The organism is Vibrio sp. CB1-5, assembly GCF_059412285.1.
The window spans coordinates 46212-63684 of record NZ_JBJHPB010000007.1 but is presented as its reverse complement, the minus strand read 5'-3'; the positions used below and the strand labels follow the sequence as shown (position 1 = coordinate 63684).

Below are 17473 nucleotides of genomic sequence, written 5' to 3'. Positions count from 1 at the left end.
AATCGAAATTATTCTTTTGGTGGCGCGGGTGCCAGTACTTCGCGGTTACCATTATGACCTGGTGCACTCACGATACCTTGAGCCTCGAGCTGCTCGACAATACGTGCAGCACGGTTATAACCAATCTTAAATCGGCGCTGGACACCAGAGACCGAACCTCGACGTGACTGAACAACATGTTCGACAACTTGATCGAACAATGGGTCCATTTCTTCGTCGCCTTCCATCTTCTCACCGGGTAGCAACGTCTCTGGAGACTGCTCGCCATTGGTAATTTCTTCAATATAGTTAGGCTTACCGCGTGCTTTCCAGTTGTTCACCACAGCATGCACATCATCATCAGACGCAAATGCACCGTGTACACGAGTTGTATGGCTAGAGCCAGGTGGCAGATACAACATATCACCCATACCAAGCAGGGATTCAGCGCCGCCTTGATCAAGAATAGTGCGTGAATCGGTCTTGGTCGAAACTGTAAAGGCGACACGAGTCGGAATGTTGGCTTTAATCAAACCAGTAATTACGTCTACCGACGGTCGCTGAGTTGCAAGTATCAAGTGAATACCAGCAGCACGTGCTTTCTGAGCCAAACGTGCGATCAGTTCTTCTACCTTCTTGCCTACGACCATCATTAGGTCGGCAAACTCATCGACCACCACTACGATGTATGGAAGTTTCTCAAGCAGTGGCGGCTCTGGATCCATGCTGTCGCCTTCTTGCCACAGAGGATCATGGATAGGATGGCCTGCATCCGCTGCCATTTTCAATTTGTCATTGAAGCCCTTGATGTTTCGAACGCCAAGCGCTGACATCAACTTGTAACGACGTTCCATCTCACCCACACACCAACGAAGTGCATTCGAGGCATCTTTCATGTCGGTAACGACCTCAGAAAGAAGATGAGGAATACCTTCGTAGATGGAAAGCTCCAACATTTTCGGGTCAATCATGATAAAGCGTACGTCTTCAGGCGTTGCCTTATAAAGCATACTCAAGATCATGACGTTAACACCCACAGACTTACCTGAACCGGTGGTACCCGCGACAAGCACGTGTGGCATTTTCGATAGATCCGCCACCACAGCTTCACCGGCGATATCCTGACCGAGCACTACCGTGGTTGGTGATTTTGAATCGATAAACGCTTGGCTACCCACCACGTCAGAGAAGAAAACGGTTTGACGCGTCATGTTCGGCAGCTCAAGACCGACATACGGCTTACCCGGAATCACTTCCACAACACGAACCGCCATTGCTGACAATGAGCGTGCTAGGTCCATTGAAAGGCCAGAAATTCGGCTTACCTTTACACCCGGTGCAAGATCTAGTTCGAAACGTGTAATCACAGGACCAGGGAAGATGTCCACGACTTCGGCTTTGATCTTGTAATCCGCCAGCTTAGATTCAACCAAGCGAGCAATGTTTTCCAACGCTTCTCGGTCAATAAAGTTCTCTCTCTTCTCTGGATGATAGAGAAGTTCTAACGTTGGCATTGGTTCTGCGGGTTTAGGTAGATTCTGGTCCTGCTGAACCAAGAATGGATTCATTTTCGCCACTTGTGCTTTTTGTGCATCGGCTACCAAGTTTTGGAATGCTTCGACATCTTGATCAACCGGTTCATTTTCGGCTTCTGCATCTAAAGCATCGAAATCTACCGTCGGTTCAATATGAGACGTTGAACGTTCAGCATCCATATCTGTAGCGTCAGCCCATGGAGGAGTAAAATCCTCCACTTCTTCGACGCTTTCTGATACCGAAGGCTGAACTTGTTGCGTGGCTTCATCTACAGCATAGGCTGATGATTCGACCTGTTGGTTAACAGGCTCCTCAGTAAACTGAGGCTCAGGAGCAAACATAGCCTCGTGACTCAATGGCTCTTCAATTGTTGGAGCAGCAACACTCGATGCTGGCCACTCAGTCTCCTCTCCCTGATTCGCATAGTCATCACTAGAGCGAGCAGCATTTTCCAGTTCTTCAATCGTTGCACCAAGCTGACGAGTGCGTTCAACTTGAGGCTGCTGAGGTTGAACGGTTTCCGGTGCGACTGCTTCTACTTGCACTGGCTCTTCGCTAAGTTGTGCCGTTTCAGGGATGCTCACTTCTGATGGAGCAGACACGGCTTGCAGTACAGTTGGCTCTTGTGAAGCGGTAGGCTCTTGTGAAGCGACTGTTTTTTGTAAAGCACTGGCTCCTTGCGAAACAGTATCGTCTTCTGATTTAGCAAACAGTGGGTCATAGGCTGGTTCAGGCTCTGCTGAAGCCGAAGGCACCGAATCTGGAACATGAATATTGTATTGCTTCTTACTGGTAACGGGAGCCTCTTGCACTTCACTGTCTGCGCTAAAGCGTGGCAGTTCCTCTGTTTCATCGGACTCTTGGTCTTCTAGGACAGGCTCATACACTTCTTCTTTGGTACCACGAACCTTATTAACGAGTGCCGCGCTCATTGATAGCACGCTATCGCCAATCCACTCGACGATTCTTAGCCAAGAGATGCCAGTAAGCAAAGTAAAGCCCGCGCCCCAAAGGAATAGCAGCACCAAAGTCGTACCTAACACATTTAACGTTGGTAGAGATAAGCTGGTTAGAACGTCACCAATTACGCCACCTGAAGAGAAGTACCAGATATCATCAAAGTTGATGTCAGCAAGGCCACTGCTCGTGAGAATTAGAACGGTCAGTCCAAGTAGACGCGTACCCCAGATCATCAGATCAATAGGATCATCTTCGTCACGATTACGGAAAAAGACCCAAGCACTAAACGCAATGATGAAAGGAATTGGGTATGCCAAAGAGCCAAAAACAAAAAATAGAGTATCCGCCAGCCACGCACCAACAAAGCCACCAGCGTTTTGAATGTCACCGCCCCATGCAGTCTGTGACCATGACGGATCCGCCGGACTAAAGGTGAATAAGGCTACGGCGAGTAGAATAGAGGTAAGCACAGCTAAGATGAAACAGCATTCTCTTAACCGCTGAAATCCGTTTAAACGAGTCGCCTGAGGCTCCTCACTCGTCTTGATAATCGTTTCGACTCTTTTTTTGTCCTGTCTGAACATAACCAACATCTAATTATTGAAAACAGTCCGAGCGGCAAAAGCCGCTCGGTGTATTCATTGATTTAACCACAATGAGGATTAAAACCCAATCTGACTCGAGAATAAAGCATGCTTTATCATAACTTTAGTCAACTTCTTGTCAGACTTGGAAGCGCCGTCTCTAGCGCGTTTTAATCACAAGCTGGTTAGTTTGTTTCACTTCTTCCATAACCACATAGGTTCGGGTGTCATTCACACCAGGAAGGCGAAGCAAAGTATCCCCTAAAAGTTTACGATATGCGCCCATATCCGACACCCTTGTTTTCAAAAGATAGTCGAAATCACCTGATACAAGGTGACATTCTTGGATGTCGTCTAACTTTTGTACCGCTGTATTGAACTGTTCAAATACATCTGGAGCACCACGATTCAATGTAATCTCTACGAATACAAGTAGTGAAGCATCTAAGTACTGCGGATTTAAGAGTGCGGTGTAGCCCGTAATATACCCCTGTCTTTCAAGACGGCGAACGCGTTCTAAACACGGTGTAGGTGAAAGACCTACGCGTTTAGACAATTCGACGTTTGAAATACGACCATCTTTTTGCAACTCATTGAGGATGTTGCGATCGATACGGTCTAGTTCCTTGGACGGCTTCTTATAGTTGTCTGCCATTTTTTATTCCACCTTGTTACTTCCTTGCAAAAAAATATACTACAACTCTGTAATATACAGTATCAAATTTTGTGTATTAGCTTCTATACTAGCTGGTAATTCGACAATAACACCCTACAAACAGTTAATACAACCACATTATAATGAGGAGTCAGGATGATAATTGGCGTACCTAAAGAGATTAAAAACCATGAGTACCGTGTTGGCATGGTTCCTGCGAGCGTCAGAGAGTTAATCTCAAACGGCCACGAAGTTTACGTTGAAACTAACGCAGGCACAGGTATCGGTTTTTCAGACGATGATTACATCGCTGTAGGCGCATCCATTCTTCCTACCGCTGCAGACGTCTTCGCGAAAGCAGAGATGATTGTAAAGGTTAAAGAACCCCAAGCTGTCGAACGTGCTATGCTACGTGAAGGACAAATTTTATTCACGTATCTCCATCTAGCACCAGATTTTCCACAAACTGAAGAGCTAATCAAAAGCAAAGCTGTCTGCATTGCCTATGAGACTGTAACAGATAATATGGGTCGTTTGCCACTACTAGCACCAATGTCAGAGGTCGCTGGGCGAATGTCTATACAGGCTGGTGCACAAACACTCGAAAAGTCCAATGGTGGACGTGGCCTACTACTTGGTGGTGTACCAGGTGTTGAACCGGCGAAAGTCGTCGTCGTTGGTGGCGGTGTAGTTGGCTCTAACGCTGCTCGCATGGCTGTTGGTATGCGCGCAGACGTCACAATCCTCGACCGCAATATTGATACATTACGCGTTTTGGATGAAGAATTCCAGGGTCGCGCAAAAGTTGTTTATTCTACAGAAGACGCACTTGAGAAGCATGTTCTAGAAGCAGATCTCGTAATCGGTGCAGTTTTAGTCCCAGGTGCTGCTGCGCCGAAGCTGGTCACCAAAGAGCACATCGCTAAGATGAAGCCAGGTGCGGCAGTGGTAGACGTTGCTATCGACCAAGGCGGTTGCTTTGAGACCTCTCACGCGACAACACACGCGGAACCAACTTACATCGTTGATGATGTGGTTCACTACTGTGTTGCTAACATGCCAGGTGCGGTTGCTCGTACTTCTACGTTTGCACTGAACAACGCGACGCTACCATACATCATCAAGCTCGCGAACAAAGGCTACCAGCAAGCACTGACTGAAGACAAAGGCTTCCTAGATGGTCTAAACGTAATTCACGGCAAAGTAACTTGTAAAGAAGTGGCTGAAAGCTTTAACCTAGAATACGTTGAGCCAGCAACAGCGATTGCGATGTTCAATTAATCGGTCTTTAGACATTCAAATTGAAAAACGGGCTGATAGCCCGTTTTTTATACCTGCGTTTTACGCGTAACTTAGCCGATACTATGACTTGAAGGCATGCAGCAGTAGGTTGCGCGGAGTCGTGGCCGTATCGCAAAAGGTCAACAAGCTCACCTGATAACCGTGAGACTCTAAATACAAGGCTTTGTCCAACGCGAGCCACACCTCAAGCGGACGGCGAAACACACTTTGCACCAAGCTCAGTGCTTCCATTTTCCAAAAGCGCGCCTGCCCTACCTGCTCATAGTGCTCGAAATCAACCTGAGGTAAAGTGAGTGACTTCTGCGCCGCCGCCCAATGACAGAAGTGCTCAAATCCATCGGAAAGCTGCGACTTTTTAATACTCGGTACTGGCTCATACCCCTCAGTTACCTTATTTTGCTGGCAGAGTGCATCAAAGCCAAGTCTAAACACCATCTCTTGTTCTCTGTGACGTTTCACGCGTTCACCACCTGTGACGGTTTCCTGAAGGGGAATGCGTAGCTCTTGCTTCGTTAATGAAAGTTCGGCTTGCCTACCTAGCTCAGATAGTGGTTGGTATTGTTCATCTTGAATTAAGTGATAGCAACAGGGTGAAAAAGTGAGTGCTGGAAGCTTGGCATCTACCACACGCTCAATCAGCGTGACATGCAGATCACCACATGCATGCAATGCCACCGCATGTTGATTGGCATTGAAAACCTGTTTTGATCTCTCATCAAACGCATCACCCTGTACGAACTGCATGCTTAAACCCCGTCTATCAGCCTCGTGCTGCCCTGCATCACAAAGAGTTTGCTGATACTCAAAGCTCGTCACCTTTTGCTCTGTTTGAGAGGAAAGAATACGCCCAAGAAATCCTTTACCAGAGCACCACTCTAACCACTCCCTTCCATGATGGTTGTGAATGCATACAGCTCCCATTTTGCAAATTTGTTCCAGCTTGCGTCCTGGCACACCAGAATCAAGGCCTCGAGGAAGAGTTAAATGAGAAACTTCTCGTATCGAATCGATCACCGCCGCCTTCTGAAGCGCATGTAATTCAGGTATGAACGAGCTAAGCACCTCTGCGCACTGTGACGGAGACTGCTTTAAGAGTTGGATGTGTTCTGGGGAACATTGAGAAAGCCAATCAGCCAAGACAGGATGCTGTGATTGCCAAGGAAGCTGACCACTGACTATTTGAATAAAGGGATCGTGCCGCCAATAATCTTGGTAGGCTTTTAGTATGACGGTAAGTTGATCAAATTGCTGGCGCACATTTCCCCCTATTCTTCAGGCAATGCGAAACTGCATGGATTGTAGGGGGAAGTGAGTACTAACAAAAGTACTTTGTGTTATCGAATCGGCAATTCGATATCTCTGAACATCTCTTCAATTTCGGTGTTCGACTTAAGTGAAATCGCCTGCTCAACTACTGGGCGGGTTAAGTGAGGGGCAAATCGCTCCATAAAGTCGTACATGTAAGAGCGCAAGAAAGTGCCCTTTCTAAATCCAATACTCGTCGTACTGGCCCCAAAGATATGGCTAGCGTCAATCGCAACTAGGTCGGTATCTTGAGAGTCATCCATAGCCATACTGGCAATAACGCCTACACCGATACCCATACGTACATACGTTTTAATCACATCAGCATCCGTTGCAGTGAAGACAACTTTGGGTGTCAGACCTACTTTGTTAAACGCTGTATCGAGCTCTGAACGTCCAGTAAAGCCAAATACGTATGTCACCAATGAATAAGCGGCTAGATCTTCTATCGTTACGTGGTCTTTTTGCGCGAGTGGATGCTCTTTTGGCACTACGATCGAACGATTCCAGTGATAACAAGGTAGCATGATCGCGTCTTGATAAAGGTGCAGCGCTTCCGTTGCAATAGCGAAGTTTGCTGTGCCTTTGGCTATCGCTTCTGACATTTGCGACGGGGTACCCTGATGCATGTGCAACGATACTTTCGGATAGCGAGCGGTGAATCCTTTAATCACGTCTGGGAGCGCGTAGCGAGCCTGTGTGTGCGTGGTTGAAATGTTCAATGTGCCCATTTCAGGATGGGTATGTTCCCCTGCTACGGCTTTGATACTTTCAACTCGAGACAGAATTTCTTGAGAGATTCGAACAATGTCTTCACCGGCATTGGTTACCTGAGTTAAATGCTTACCGCTACGCTCAAAGATTTGGATCCCTAATTCGTCTTCCAACAAGCGAACTTGTTTACTGATACCAGGCTGAGAGGTATAGAGACTTTCTGCGGTCGCGGACACATTTAGATTATGGTTCACCACCTCGACAATGTACTTTAACTGCTGTAACTTCATCTGCTCGTCTTCATCCTTGTCAAAAATTTCCGCTCAGCTCACCACCGCCAGCCTAAGCATATAATCAATAGTTATAACGAATTACTAAACAGATTAACAGTTTTTTTGGATAGGAATTGTTCTACCTCTCAAACCCGTTCAGAAAGTTTCTACGTTTTCCGAGGATTATGACCAATTCAACAACTTTGCAGTGTTGGTCAGTTAGCCTTTGGTGTATCCTGTCCCACTAGACTGTAGGGAAACTCATTGTAGATACAAAACGTTATGAATATTGGTTTAATTATTGCGCTCGTCGCCCTTTTGCTGGTTTTAGTGCTGGGCTACAACATCATGCTGCAATACAAACTAAAAGCCGAAGCCACTAGAAGGCAAGAGTCGGCCAGGTATGTTGCCTTGATTGATGCCACTGAAGAACTGATCAGTGGTGCGAGCTACTTACCATACAGCAAAGAGCTAATGCTATGTCTTCATAACCGCATTTTAGATGCCGTTACGAACATGCATGAGTTGGATCCTAAGAACAAACACTTGGCGCAACGCGTCGAGGCGGCAAAGACACAAATTCAGCAACTGCAAGAAAACTACGAAGGCAGTGAAGCCACCTCGTTCAAAGTGCCAACCAGTGACAAGCAAGCGATCATTATGTTGAAACTGGTCAAACGCCTGCGTGATACCGTTCGCACTGAGCACAACAAAGGACGTATGGATACGCAGTCTTATATGGTTGAAAATGCGCGCCTTGAAACGATCCAAATCCGCATCAACATTGAGAACGTCGTCAAACGTGCTCATGACTCTATGGCAAAAGGACAGCCCGGTACGGCGGCACAGCTGCTAAAGAAGGGGATTGATGCACTGAGCTCGAAGAACGACAACTACTCTATTCAAGCGAAAGACAAACTCACCGAGATGCTCGACAAGCTGCAAAACTCCCGCCAAGCCAAGGCTGAAGAGAAGCAGCAACAAGCCAACAGTGAACGAGATGACGACATCAATGCTCTGTTTGGTGAGAAGAAAAAGTGGTAGAGTTAACAAAGGTCGCAAACGCGGCCTTTGTTAACTCTACAACAACGAAATTAGCCATGATCAGTCCTTCTCAAATCGACGCCATTTTAGAACCTATCAATCAGTTTTTGCACTGCTCAACGCCTGATGCTTGGGTAGAAAAAGCCAAACGCCCAGAAAACCTACCAGTGATCTTGATTGATCACCTATTGTGCGAGCTCAAAGCCGGCCAATCTGCAATGTATTTAATTCGTAAGTATGCCGTCGATAAACAGAGCAGCTCAGCATTATTTGAATGGTTCAAGCCATATGAAGACTTTGCGTATCGCAGCATTGGTGATATGACTTCTTTGAAGGGCAAAAGTAATATTTCTAAGTCGATCATTGCTAAATCTGAATCGCCTTACAGCCAAGATCTGATTGACAAAATGGTTCTACTGATCAAAGAAGAGTTACATCATTTCTACCAAGTGTTAGAAATCATGGAGAAAAAAGGCATTCCCTACGAATCAATACCCGCGAGCCGCTATGCCAAAGGGCTGCTTAGCCACATGACAACACATGAACCAAACACACTCATCGACAAACTGATCATTGGGGCTTATATCGAAGCGCGCTCTTGTGAACGATTTGCCAAACTGGCACCATTTATGGATGACGATATCGCGAAGTTTTATGTATCCCTGCTGCGCTCTGAAGCTCGTCATTATCAAGACTACTTAACTTTGGCAGAGCAAGTGGCAGGCAAAGACATCAGTGAAAGAGTTGCTTACTTCGGCAAAGTGGAAGCTGAACTGATTTCCTCGCCAGATACTGATTTTAAGTTTCACAGCGGTATCCCTGCTTGATACAAAAATGCCAGAGCTATTTAGCTCTGGCATTTTTAGTTTTACCTTATCGACTAACGTATCGAGACGATTAGCTTAGAGAAGTATTGATCTCTGCAAGAACCTTGGCAGGATCCTCAGCTTGAGTGATTGGGCGGCCAATCACGAGATAATCTGAACCTGCTTGAATTGCCATATCTGGCGTCATGATACGCTTTTGGTCACCTACTGCAGCGCCAGCAGGGCGAATGCCAGGGGTCACCAACTTGAACTCTTGACCTAGCTCTGTTTTAAGCATGCTTGCTTCTTGAGCCGAGCAGACCACACCGTCAAGGCCAGCGTTCTTGGTCAGGTTCGCCAAACGCAATACTTGCTCTTGAGGCGCTACATCAATGCCGATTCCCGCTAGATCTGACTGCTCCATGCTCGTCAATACCGTTACACCGATCAGTAATGGGCGATCTTTGCCGTAAGGTTCTAAGATCTCACGAGATGCTGTCATCATACGCTCGCCGCCACCAGCGTGAACGTTTACCATCCAAACACCCATTTCCGCTGCTGCGCGAACGGCTTTCGAGCAGGTGTTAGGAATGTCATGAAACTTAAGATCTAGAAATACTGAGAAACCACGCTTGTGTAGCTCTTTTACGAACTCAGGACCAAATAGTGTGAACATCTCTTTGCCCACCTTCAGTCGGCAAGAGCTTGGGTCAATTCTATCGACAAAAGCTAATGCATCGGCTTGGTTATCATAGTCCAGTGCAACAATCACTTTTTGGTCAATCATTTTCGCTCCTCGTTTTACTCAAAAAAAGCAGCACCTAAGTGCTGCATTACAAATCTGTTCGGGTTTAGGCTATTCGCCGTCCAACCCCCGAATGGGCTTGATCGTACCCCATCCCTTACATGAAGGACAATGCCAATATAATGAATGCGTTGAGAAACCACATTTACGACATCGATAATGCGGTTTTGTCTTAAGCTGCTCGCCCACAAGCGATTGCAACGTCGTTAAACTCTCTTTCGCTTTACCTTCTTCGGCGTTGGCCAGATGATAATCCATCAAACGATAGAACCCCTTCATTGTAGGGCTTCGCACCAACTGCCTCGTTAATAGCGCTTGTGCGGCCTCTGTGCCGTCATGCTGGGCGACAAGCTGAGCGAGCATCAATTCTGCGGAAACCCCTGCCCCTTTATCGATGCTAGCTCTTAGAAACTCTACTAAACCTTGTTCTTGTCCAAGATGGTGATAACACTCTGCTAAAGTCGGTAAGACTTCACTAATAAAGTCCTTATCTTGCTCGAGCACCGACTCCATGTAGGAAATGGTTTTCGGATAATCTTCGTCTTCAAGATAGAGTTTACCTAGCGAAATACTTGCTCGAGCACAGCGAGGATCCACTGCCAGCGCTTTCTTAAAATTCTGAACGGCCTTGTTGCTGTTGCCATCGGCCTTCTCAATCATGGCAAGCTCACACCAAAAATGGGCGATACTGTTTCTGATGCGTTTTTTGCCCATTTTAAGCAGCGCATTCGCAACCTCAATTGCCTTGTGCCACTCGCTCGTTTGCTGATAGATGGCAAGCAACTGGGTTAATGCTGCTTCGCGATGATCAGGCTCATCAACCAGTTGAACAAAGATTTTCTCAGCTCGGTCAAGAAAGCCGGACACCATGTAGTCCTTTGCAAGCTGCTGCAAGGCGAGGTTTTTCTGATCAATGGTAAGTCCAGATCGAGAGATGAGGTTTTGGTGAATACGGATAGCACGGTCAACTTCACCGCGGGAGCGGAATAGGTTACCGAGAGCAAGGTGGGTATCAATGGTTTCGTTGTCGACCTGAAGGAGCTCGATGAAGTGATCGACCGCTTTGTCCGACTGATCTGACAACAATAGGTTAAGGCCCGTCATATATTGACGAGAGATCTGATGCGATTGCTCTTGGCGATCATGCCTAACGCTGCGCTGCCCCATGTACCATCCATAGGCAGCCGCGATAGGCAACAGCAAGAATAATAGCTCAAGCATTAGCTAAATCGACCTTAACCCTTAATCTCTATTAATTGCTGCTAGTTGCGACTTCTTTTGATTCAGAAGGCGTCTGTTTAGCCAGCTGCTTCTTTAGCTTACGCACCGTCATTTGAGACTTTAGGTGTAAGCTACCAAAAATTAACCAAGCAACCACAAAGCCGACTACGAAAACACTGCCCAGCAGCGTCGACAAATGGAAGTCACCTTGCGCTAACAAGTAGTTGAAGGTTACCACTTCCTGGTTTTGAGAACCCAGTGCTAGGGTTACCAGGAACAATGCGATGAGTACAATTATTTTTAGAATCTTCATATGCTCGTGCCACAGTTATTGGATAGCTCGATTATGCAGGAATTTGACTCTATGCACCATGCTCTAAGGCAATTATCTTGATAATCTAAGTGATATTTAGAGTAACTAGCCTATTGTTTGTCCAAGCAGGTGAACCTTATCAACACCGCTCGCCTAAACGTAAAACGGCACACTAAAAAAGTATGCCGTTTCATAAAGATAGAATCTCTATAGACTGTCGTTCACACGCTCACGAAGCTCTTTACCAGGCTTAAAGTGTGGAACGTACTTACCTTCTAGCTCCACTTTATCACCCGTTTTAGGGTTACGCCCAACTCGTGGCTCGCGGTAGTGAAGCGAGAAACTACCAAAACCGCGGATTTCAATACGGTCACCACTTTCCAGTGTAGAGGCCATATGTTCCAAAATATCTTTTACCGCATCTTCAATTTCCTTTGCGGATAAGTGAGTTTGCTCCGCGCAGAGTCTTTCTATCAGTTCAGACTTAGTCATAGGTAGTTACCCTCGTTACTCTTAATCTTTAGTGTCTCTATCTTCGATGTCTCATACTACAGCGGACAGCGGTCTACATATATTCTATATCAACAATGCACTAACTGCCTGTATAAATTGATAATAGTCTAAATTTCACAAAGATAAAAACAAAAAAAAGGAGCCTTACGGCTCCTTTTTCTCTAATGGCGTAAATTATTCGCCTTTAGCAGCTTTGAATGCGTCAGCCATAGCATTACCGAACGCGCCTTCTTCTTGCTTGTTCAGTGAAGCCATTGCTTCTTGCTCTTCAGCTTCATCCTTAGCTTTAACAGATAGGTTGATTACGCGGTTCTTACGGTCAACACCTGTGAACTTCGCTTCAACGCTGTCGCCAACGCTTAGGATTAGAGACGCATCTTCAACGCGGTCACGTGATACTTCAGAAGCGCGGATGTAACCTTCTACACCTTCTTCTAGTTCGATAGTAGCACCTTTAGCGTCAACTGCAGTAACAGTACCGTTAACTAGAGTACCTTTCTTAGTGTCTGCAACGTAAGCATTGAATGGGTCATTTTCCATTTGCTTAACGCCTAGAGAGATACGCTCACGCTCAGCGTCTACAGCTAGAACAACTGCAGAGATCTCGTCACCTTTCTTGTACTCACGAACTGCTTCTTCACCAGCAACATTCCAAGAAATGTCAGATAGGTGAACTAGACCGTCGATGCCGCCTTCTAGACCGATGAAGATACCAAAGTCAGTGATAGACTTGATCTTACCAGTAACTTTGTCGCCCTTAGCTTGCATTTCTGCGAATGACTGCCATGGGTTAGCTTTACACTGTTTCAGACCTAGAGAGATACGACGACGTTCTTCGTCGATATCAAGAACCATAACCTCAACTTCGTCGCCAACATTAACAACTTTAGATGGGTGGATGTTCTTGTTAGTCCAATCCATTTCAGAAACGTGTACTAGACCTTCAACGCCTTCTTCGATTTCCACGAAGCAGCCGTAGTCAGTTAGGTTAGTTACGCGACCAGTTAGCTTGTGACCTTCTGGGTAACGCTTAGCGATTGCTACCCATGGATCTTCACCTAGCTGCTTAAGACCTAGTGATACGCGAGTACGCTCACGGTCGAACTTAAGAACTTTAACTAGGATCTCGTCACCAACGTTAACGATCTCAGATGGGTGCTTAACGCGCTTCCACGCCATGTCAGTGATGTGTAGAAGACCATCAACACCGCCAAGGTCAACGAATGCACCGTAGTCAGTAAGGTTCTTAACGATACCTTTAACTTCAGTACCTTCTTGTAGAGTTTCAAGAAGTTCGTCACGCTCAACACTGTTTTCAGATTCGATAACAGCACGACGAGAAACAACAACGTTGTTACGCTTCTGGTCTAGCTTGATAACTTTGAACTCTAGCTCTTTGTTTTCTAGGTGAGCAGTGTCGCGGATTGGACGCACGTCAACAAGAGAACCAGGAAGGAAAGCACGGATACCGTTTAGTTCAACAGTGAAACCGCCTTTAACTTTACCGTTGATGATACCAACAACAGTTTCAGCTTCTTCGTAAGCTTTCTCAAGAACGATCCAAGCTTCGTGACGCTTCGCTTTCTCACGAGAAAGTTGAGTTTCACCGAAACCGTCTTCAACAGCGTCTAGAGCTACGTCAACTTCAGCGCCAACTTCAACTTCAAGTTCGCCAGCAGCGTTCTTGAACTGTTCAGCAGGGATAGCAGACTCAGACTTAAGACCAGCGTCAACAAGAACGAAACCGTTCTCGATAGCTACTACAGTACCTTTAACGATGCTGCCTTGTTGGAATTCTGTTTCGTTTAGAAACTCTTCAAAGAGTTGAGCAAAAGATTCAGTCATTATTTAATCTTCAATAAGTAAACGTCCATGGGCATCCTACCGCATGGGGTTGATAATTTAGTTGGTCATCATCCTTGCGACCAACGGCTCAAAGCTCACCAAGCTCTTTCTACTAAAAGCAGTGCCTAATAGAGGCTACTTAGTGAGTTTAGATTCGATATAGTTTAGCGCTTTTTCCAACACTTGCTCGATGTTTAGCGAGGTTGAATCTAGCACTAGAGCGTCATCAGCCGGACGAAGAGGGGCAACCGCTCGGTTGCGATCTCGGTAATCTCGTTCTTCGATCTCGCTCAAAAGGTCGTCAAATCTAACATCTAAACCCTTTAGTTGCAACTGCTTAAAACGCCTTTGCGCTCTTTCCTGCGCGCTTGCGTCTAAGAAGATTTTTACTGGTGCTTCAGGAAAAACCACTGTGCCCATATCACGGCCATCAGCAACCAATCCAGGTTCAATGTTAAATGCACGTTGACGACGCAATAATGCTTCACGTACGCGTGGTAGTGCCGCTATTTTAGAAGCTGCATTGCCGGTCTCTTCTTTACGAAGTTCACCAGACACATCTTCCCCTTCCAGAATCACTTTTACCAGTTCGCCTTCAGCAACAAACTGCACATCTAAATGCATCGCTAGCGGTACCAAAGCATCTTCTGATTCTAGATCGACGCCGTGGTGAATCGCCGCTAATGCTAAAACACGGTAAATAGCCCCTGAATCCAGCAAGTGATAGCCTAATTTTTCAGCCAACAGCATACACAGCGTGCCTTTACCAGCACCACTTGGTCCATCCACAGTAATCACTGGTGTGTTTAAGGACATGTTCTACTCCACGTTGTCACATTATTGTTGTTAATTTTACGGCGCAGAATTATATACCCTATGGCCTTAAGTTGCTATGTCTTTAAAGTTATCGAACGAGAGCACCTTCAGAGGCAAAGAGACAAGCTTCAAAGAGCAACCTCTTTCATCTGGAAATAAACTGTCCATAAAGAAAAAGGGCTTATCGATGATAAACCCTCCGTTTGCTCTATATAGAGGCAATAGATATAAAGGCAGTGAGTGCTAGAAGCTATAACGTACGCCAATACCCGCACCAATACCTAGCTTAATGTCGCTATTATCAAACATCAGATTTGGAGTTAGCTGCGCGTAACCATCCCAGTTTCTTGCGAACGGGAGTTCTACACCTAAGGCAATACGTGGGCCAAATTTGTCAGAGCGTTTAATTTGACCACCGACACCTGCATACCAGTTAAAAGGCACATCACCACCAAAACTGCCGCGATTAAAAATGTAATCGGCAGCAACACCGTCGTTACCAACCGCAAAGTTAATCGTATTGTTGATTTGACCAACAATGCTTAGCCCTTGATCTAGACCCATACCAAGCTTAAAGCCAGAGTTGCCACCGCGACGCGATGAAGAGCCGGAGCTTGATTTAGATTTTTGCGTCGAAGCTGTCTTTTTAGGTGCTGACTGCTTTGATGTTGATGCAGAAGATGGCGCTGCTGCTTGGTCTTCTTCTACGATTTGCCACTGCTCTTCGCCACCAGCGGTGTTTGCAAAAGACGGGCTCATAAATAACGCTGCAACAAGGGCAACGATAAACGGTGTGTTTTTCATACTGGTGTTCTTGTGTTTGCTGCTCTCACTTAATGCAAGAGCTTATGAATGTAAAGTTACGCGCATTCTAGAAGCTTACGCTTTTAAAATGTCATCATAGAGCAAAAATAGAGCAAGAATGGCTTCAAGAGTCGTTGGGTGTGGTAAACACCCAACGACGGACGCGAACGGATAAGACAGATATGAAAGAATGGTACAGCTAGTGACTAATTTACGGACTCTTGATCAGTTTTGTTGAAAATTAACGACACAGAGTTGACGCAAAAGCGCTGCCCTGTGGTTTGAGGACCGTCTTCAAATATGTGGCCTAAATGGCTGTCGCAGGCACTACAGCGTATCTCTACACGCGTCATACCGTGACTGTGATCGTCTAAATAGCGGATAGCGGACTCATTGACAGGCGCGTCAAAGCTCGGCCACCCGCACCCAGAGTCATACTTATTTTCTGAGTGAAACAGTTCGGCCTGACAACAGGTACAGTGGTATAGCCCTGTGTCCTTATTATGAAGCAGTGTCCCGGTAAATGGAGCCTCGGTACCTTGTTGGCGACAAACACGATACTGCTCATAGGTTAGCGTCTCACGCCAGTGTTGGTCTGGCTTGGCTCTATTCTTATTTTCCCCAGTCATCTCCTTTACACCCTCTTTTTTATTGTCTACATTTTATAATCAGCGCACACTTATTACGTGTAATAAACTTGGTTGTAGCACATTGTAGTCAATTACCACCAAAGTGTGTCCAACATGTTAACCCACCTTGTCTCCAAGGTTAAATACATCAAGCAAATCATTACAGAGTCACGAGCTGAGTTCAAAAAAACGTCATTTAATACCTAATGTTAAGAAAAGCGACACTTTTTTTTGACTTTAGACAAATTAATTCCGATTATCTATTGAAGTTAGTGACTGGATTCTGTAATTTTACTACCAGTTATCTTTAAACAGAAATTAAGTTGTGGAGCAACTATAATGACTATCAAAGTAGGTATTAACGGTTTTGGCCGTATCGGTCGTTTCGTATTTCGTGCAGCGCAAGAGCGCAACGACATCGAAGTAGTAGGTATTAACGATCTAATCGACGTTGAGTACATGGCATACATGCTTAAGTACGATTCAACTCACGGCCGTTTCAACGGTACTGTTGAAGTTGAAGGCGGTAACCTAATCGTTAACGGCAAAACTGTACGTGTAACTGCAGAGCGCAACCCAGAAGACCTAAAATGGGACGCAATCGGTGTTGACGTAGTTGCTGAAGCAACAGGTCTTTTCCTAACAGACGAGACTGCACGTAAGCACATCACTGCTGGTGCTAAGAAAGTTGTTCTAACTGGCCCTTCTAAAGACGCAACTCCAATGTTCGTTATGGGTGTGAACGATTCAACTTACGCAGGTCAAGACATCGTTTCTAACGCTTCTTGTACTACTAACTGTCTAGCTCCTGTAGCTAAAGTTCTTAACGACAAGTTCGGTATCGAATCTGGTCTTATGACAACAGTTCACGCTACTACAGCAACTCAAAAAACTGTAGATGGCCCTTCTGCTAAAGACTGGCGCGGTGGTCGTGGTGCTTCTCAAAACATCATCCCATCTTCAACTGGTGCTGCTAAAGCAGTAGGCGTTGTTCTTCCTGAACTAAACGGCCTTCTAACTGGTATGGCTTTCCGTGTACCAACTGCTAACGTATCTGTAGTTGACCTAACTGTTAACCTTAAGACTGCTGCATCTTACGAAGCAATCTGTGCTGCTATGAAAGAAGCATCTGAAGGCGAGCTTAAAGGCGTTCTAGGTTACACTGAAGACCAAGTAGTATCACAAGATTTCATCGGTGAAGTTCAAACTTCAGTATTCGATGCTAAAGCTGGTGTTGCTCTAACTGACAAATTCGTTAAAGTTGTATCTTGGTACGACAACGAAATCGGTTACTCAAACAAAGTTCTAGACCTAGTAGCTCACATCTCTAAGTAATGTAAGCTTTTAGCTGAATATTTGTAATAAAGGCG

At 45.7% G+C, this 17473-nt stretch carries 16 protein-coding genes; 4 read left to right on the top strand and 12 right to left on the bottom strand.

The features are described from left to right. Nucleotides 1-8 precede the first annotated feature (8 nt). Together ACJB0T_RS07270 and lrp are read right to left on the bottom strand one after the other, a co-directional pair. The gene (locus ACJB0T_RS07270) at nt 9-3059 is read right to left on the bottom strand and encodes a DNA translocase FtsK (protein WP_479289348.1); all 3051 of its coding nucleotides are present in this window, start codon (nt 3057-3059) and stop codon (nt 9-11) included. Between the two features lie 160 nt (nt 3060-3219). Then, nucleotides 3220-3714 carry a leucine-responsive transcriptional regulator Lrp gene (gene lrp / locus ACJB0T_RS07265; RefSeq protein WP_004734558.1) on the bottom strand — a complete coding sequence of 165 codons (495 nt, stop codon included), beginning with the start codon at nt 3712-3714 and terminating at the stop codon, nt 3220-3222. Nucleotides 3715-3870: 156 nt separating this feature from the next. Between lrp and ald the strand changes: the two genes are divergently transcribed. After that, nucleotides 3871-4995: an alanine dehydrogenase gene (ald, locus tag ACJB0T_RS07260; RefSeq protein ID WP_479289346.1), complete on the top strand. Its 1125-nt coding sequence runs from the start codon at nt 3871-3873 to the stop codon at nt 4993-4995. An 81-nt stretch (nt 4996-5076) separates the two neighbouring features. On the opposite strand, the gene ACJB0T_RS07255 is transcribed toward ald, so the two are convergent. Both ACJB0T_RS07255 and cysB read right to left on the bottom strand, forming a co-directional pair. Then, nucleotides 5077-6273, bottom strand: a complete 1197-nt coding sequence (locus ACJB0T_RS07255) for a methyltransferase (protein WP_479289343.1) — start codon at nt 6271-6273, stop codon at nt 5077-5079. 77 nt (nt 6274-6350) lie between these two features. Then, entirely contained in the window at nt 6351-7325 is a 975-nt protein-coding gene (gene cysB, locus ACJB0T_RS07250; RefSeq protein ID WP_479289342.1) for an HTH-type transcriptional regulator CysB, read from the bottom strand. Nucleotides 7326-7589: 264 nt separating this feature from the next. Here cysB and ACJB0T_RS07245 point away from each other — a divergent pair, with 264 nt between their 5' ends. Further along, entirely contained in the window at nt 7590-8351 is a 762-nt protein-coding gene (locus ACJB0T_RS07245; protein ID WP_112461994.1) for a DNA repair protein, read from the top strand. A 56-nt stretch (nt 8352-8407) separates the two neighbouring features. Next, the gene (gene miaE, locus ACJB0T_RS07240; RefSeq protein WP_479289340.1) at nt 8408-9178 is read left to right on the top strand and encodes a tRNA isopentenyl-2-thiomethyl-A-37 hydroxylase MiaE; all 771 of its coding nucleotides are present in this window, start codon (nt 8408-8410) and stop codon (nt 9176-9178) included. A 70-nt stretch (nt 9179-9248) separates the two neighbouring features. Here the strand turns inward: miaE and pyrF are convergent, their stop codons facing one another. From pyrF to msrB, 8 genes are all read right to left on the bottom strand, one after another. Beyond that, complete coding sequence (pyrF, locus tag ACJB0T_RS07235) at nt 9249-9944, bottom strand: orotidine-5'-phosphate decarboxylase (RefSeq protein WP_479289338.1); 696 nt, start codon at nt 9942-9944, stop codon at nt 9249-9251. 69 nt (nt 9945-10013) lie between these two features. Further along, nucleotides 10014-11183: a lipopolysaccharide assembly protein LapB gene (gene lapB / locus ACJB0T_RS07230; RefSeq protein ID WP_479289336.1), complete on the bottom strand. Its 1170-nt coding sequence runs from the start codon at nt 11181-11183 to the stop codon at nt 10014-10016. A gap of 31 nt (nt 11184-11214) precedes the next feature. Further along, the gene (locus ACJB0T_RS07225; RefSeq protein WP_479289334.1) at nt 11215-11496 is read right to left on the bottom strand and encodes a LapA family protein; all 282 of its coding nucleotides are present in this window, start codon (nt 11494-11496) and stop codon (nt 11215-11217) included. Nucleotides 11497-11703: 207 nt separating this feature from the next. Next, nucleotides 11704-11988, bottom strand: coding sequence for an integration host factor subunit beta (gene ihfB, locus ACJB0T_RS07220; protein WP_042499256.1), 285 nt, complete (start codon nt 11986-11988; stop codon nt 11704-11706). A gap of 195 nt (nt 11989-12183) precedes the next feature. Next, nucleotides 12184-13854 (bottom strand): 30S ribosomal protein S1, encoded by a 1671-nt coding sequence (gene rpsA, locus ACJB0T_RS07215; RefSeq protein WP_038230008.1) that lies wholly within the window; start codon nt 13852-13854, stop codon nt 12184-12186. 135 nt (nt 13855-13989) lie between these two features. After that, on the bottom strand, nt 13990-14670 hold the full coding sequence (cmk, locus tag ACJB0T_RS07210) for a (d)CMP kinase (RefSeq protein ID WP_479289331.1): 681 nt from the start codon (nt 14668-14670) through the stop codon (nt 13990-13992). A gap of 243 nt (nt 14671-14913) precedes the next feature. Further along, nucleotides 14914-15474: a hypothetical protein gene (locus tag ACJB0T_RS07205; protein ID WP_479289329.1), complete on the bottom strand. Its 561-nt coding sequence runs from the start codon at nt 15472-15474 to the stop codon at nt 14914-14916. Nucleotides 15475-15680: 206 nt separating this feature from the next. After that, nucleotides 15681-16103 carry a peptide-methionine (R)-S-oxide reductase MsrB gene (gene msrB / locus ACJB0T_RS07200; RefSeq protein WP_479289327.1) on the bottom strand — a complete coding sequence of 141 codons (423 nt, stop codon included), beginning with the start codon at nt 16101-16103 and terminating at the stop codon, nt 15681-15683. Between the two features lie 339 nt (nt 16104-16442). Between msrB and gap the strand changes: the two genes are divergently transcribed. After that, complete coding sequence (gap, locus tag ACJB0T_RS07195) at nt 16443-17438, top strand: type I glyceraldehyde-3-phosphate dehydrogenase (RefSeq protein WP_265673358.1); 996 nt, start codon at nt 16443-16445, stop codon at nt 17436-17438. Nucleotides 17439-17473 lie beyond the last annotated feature (35 nt).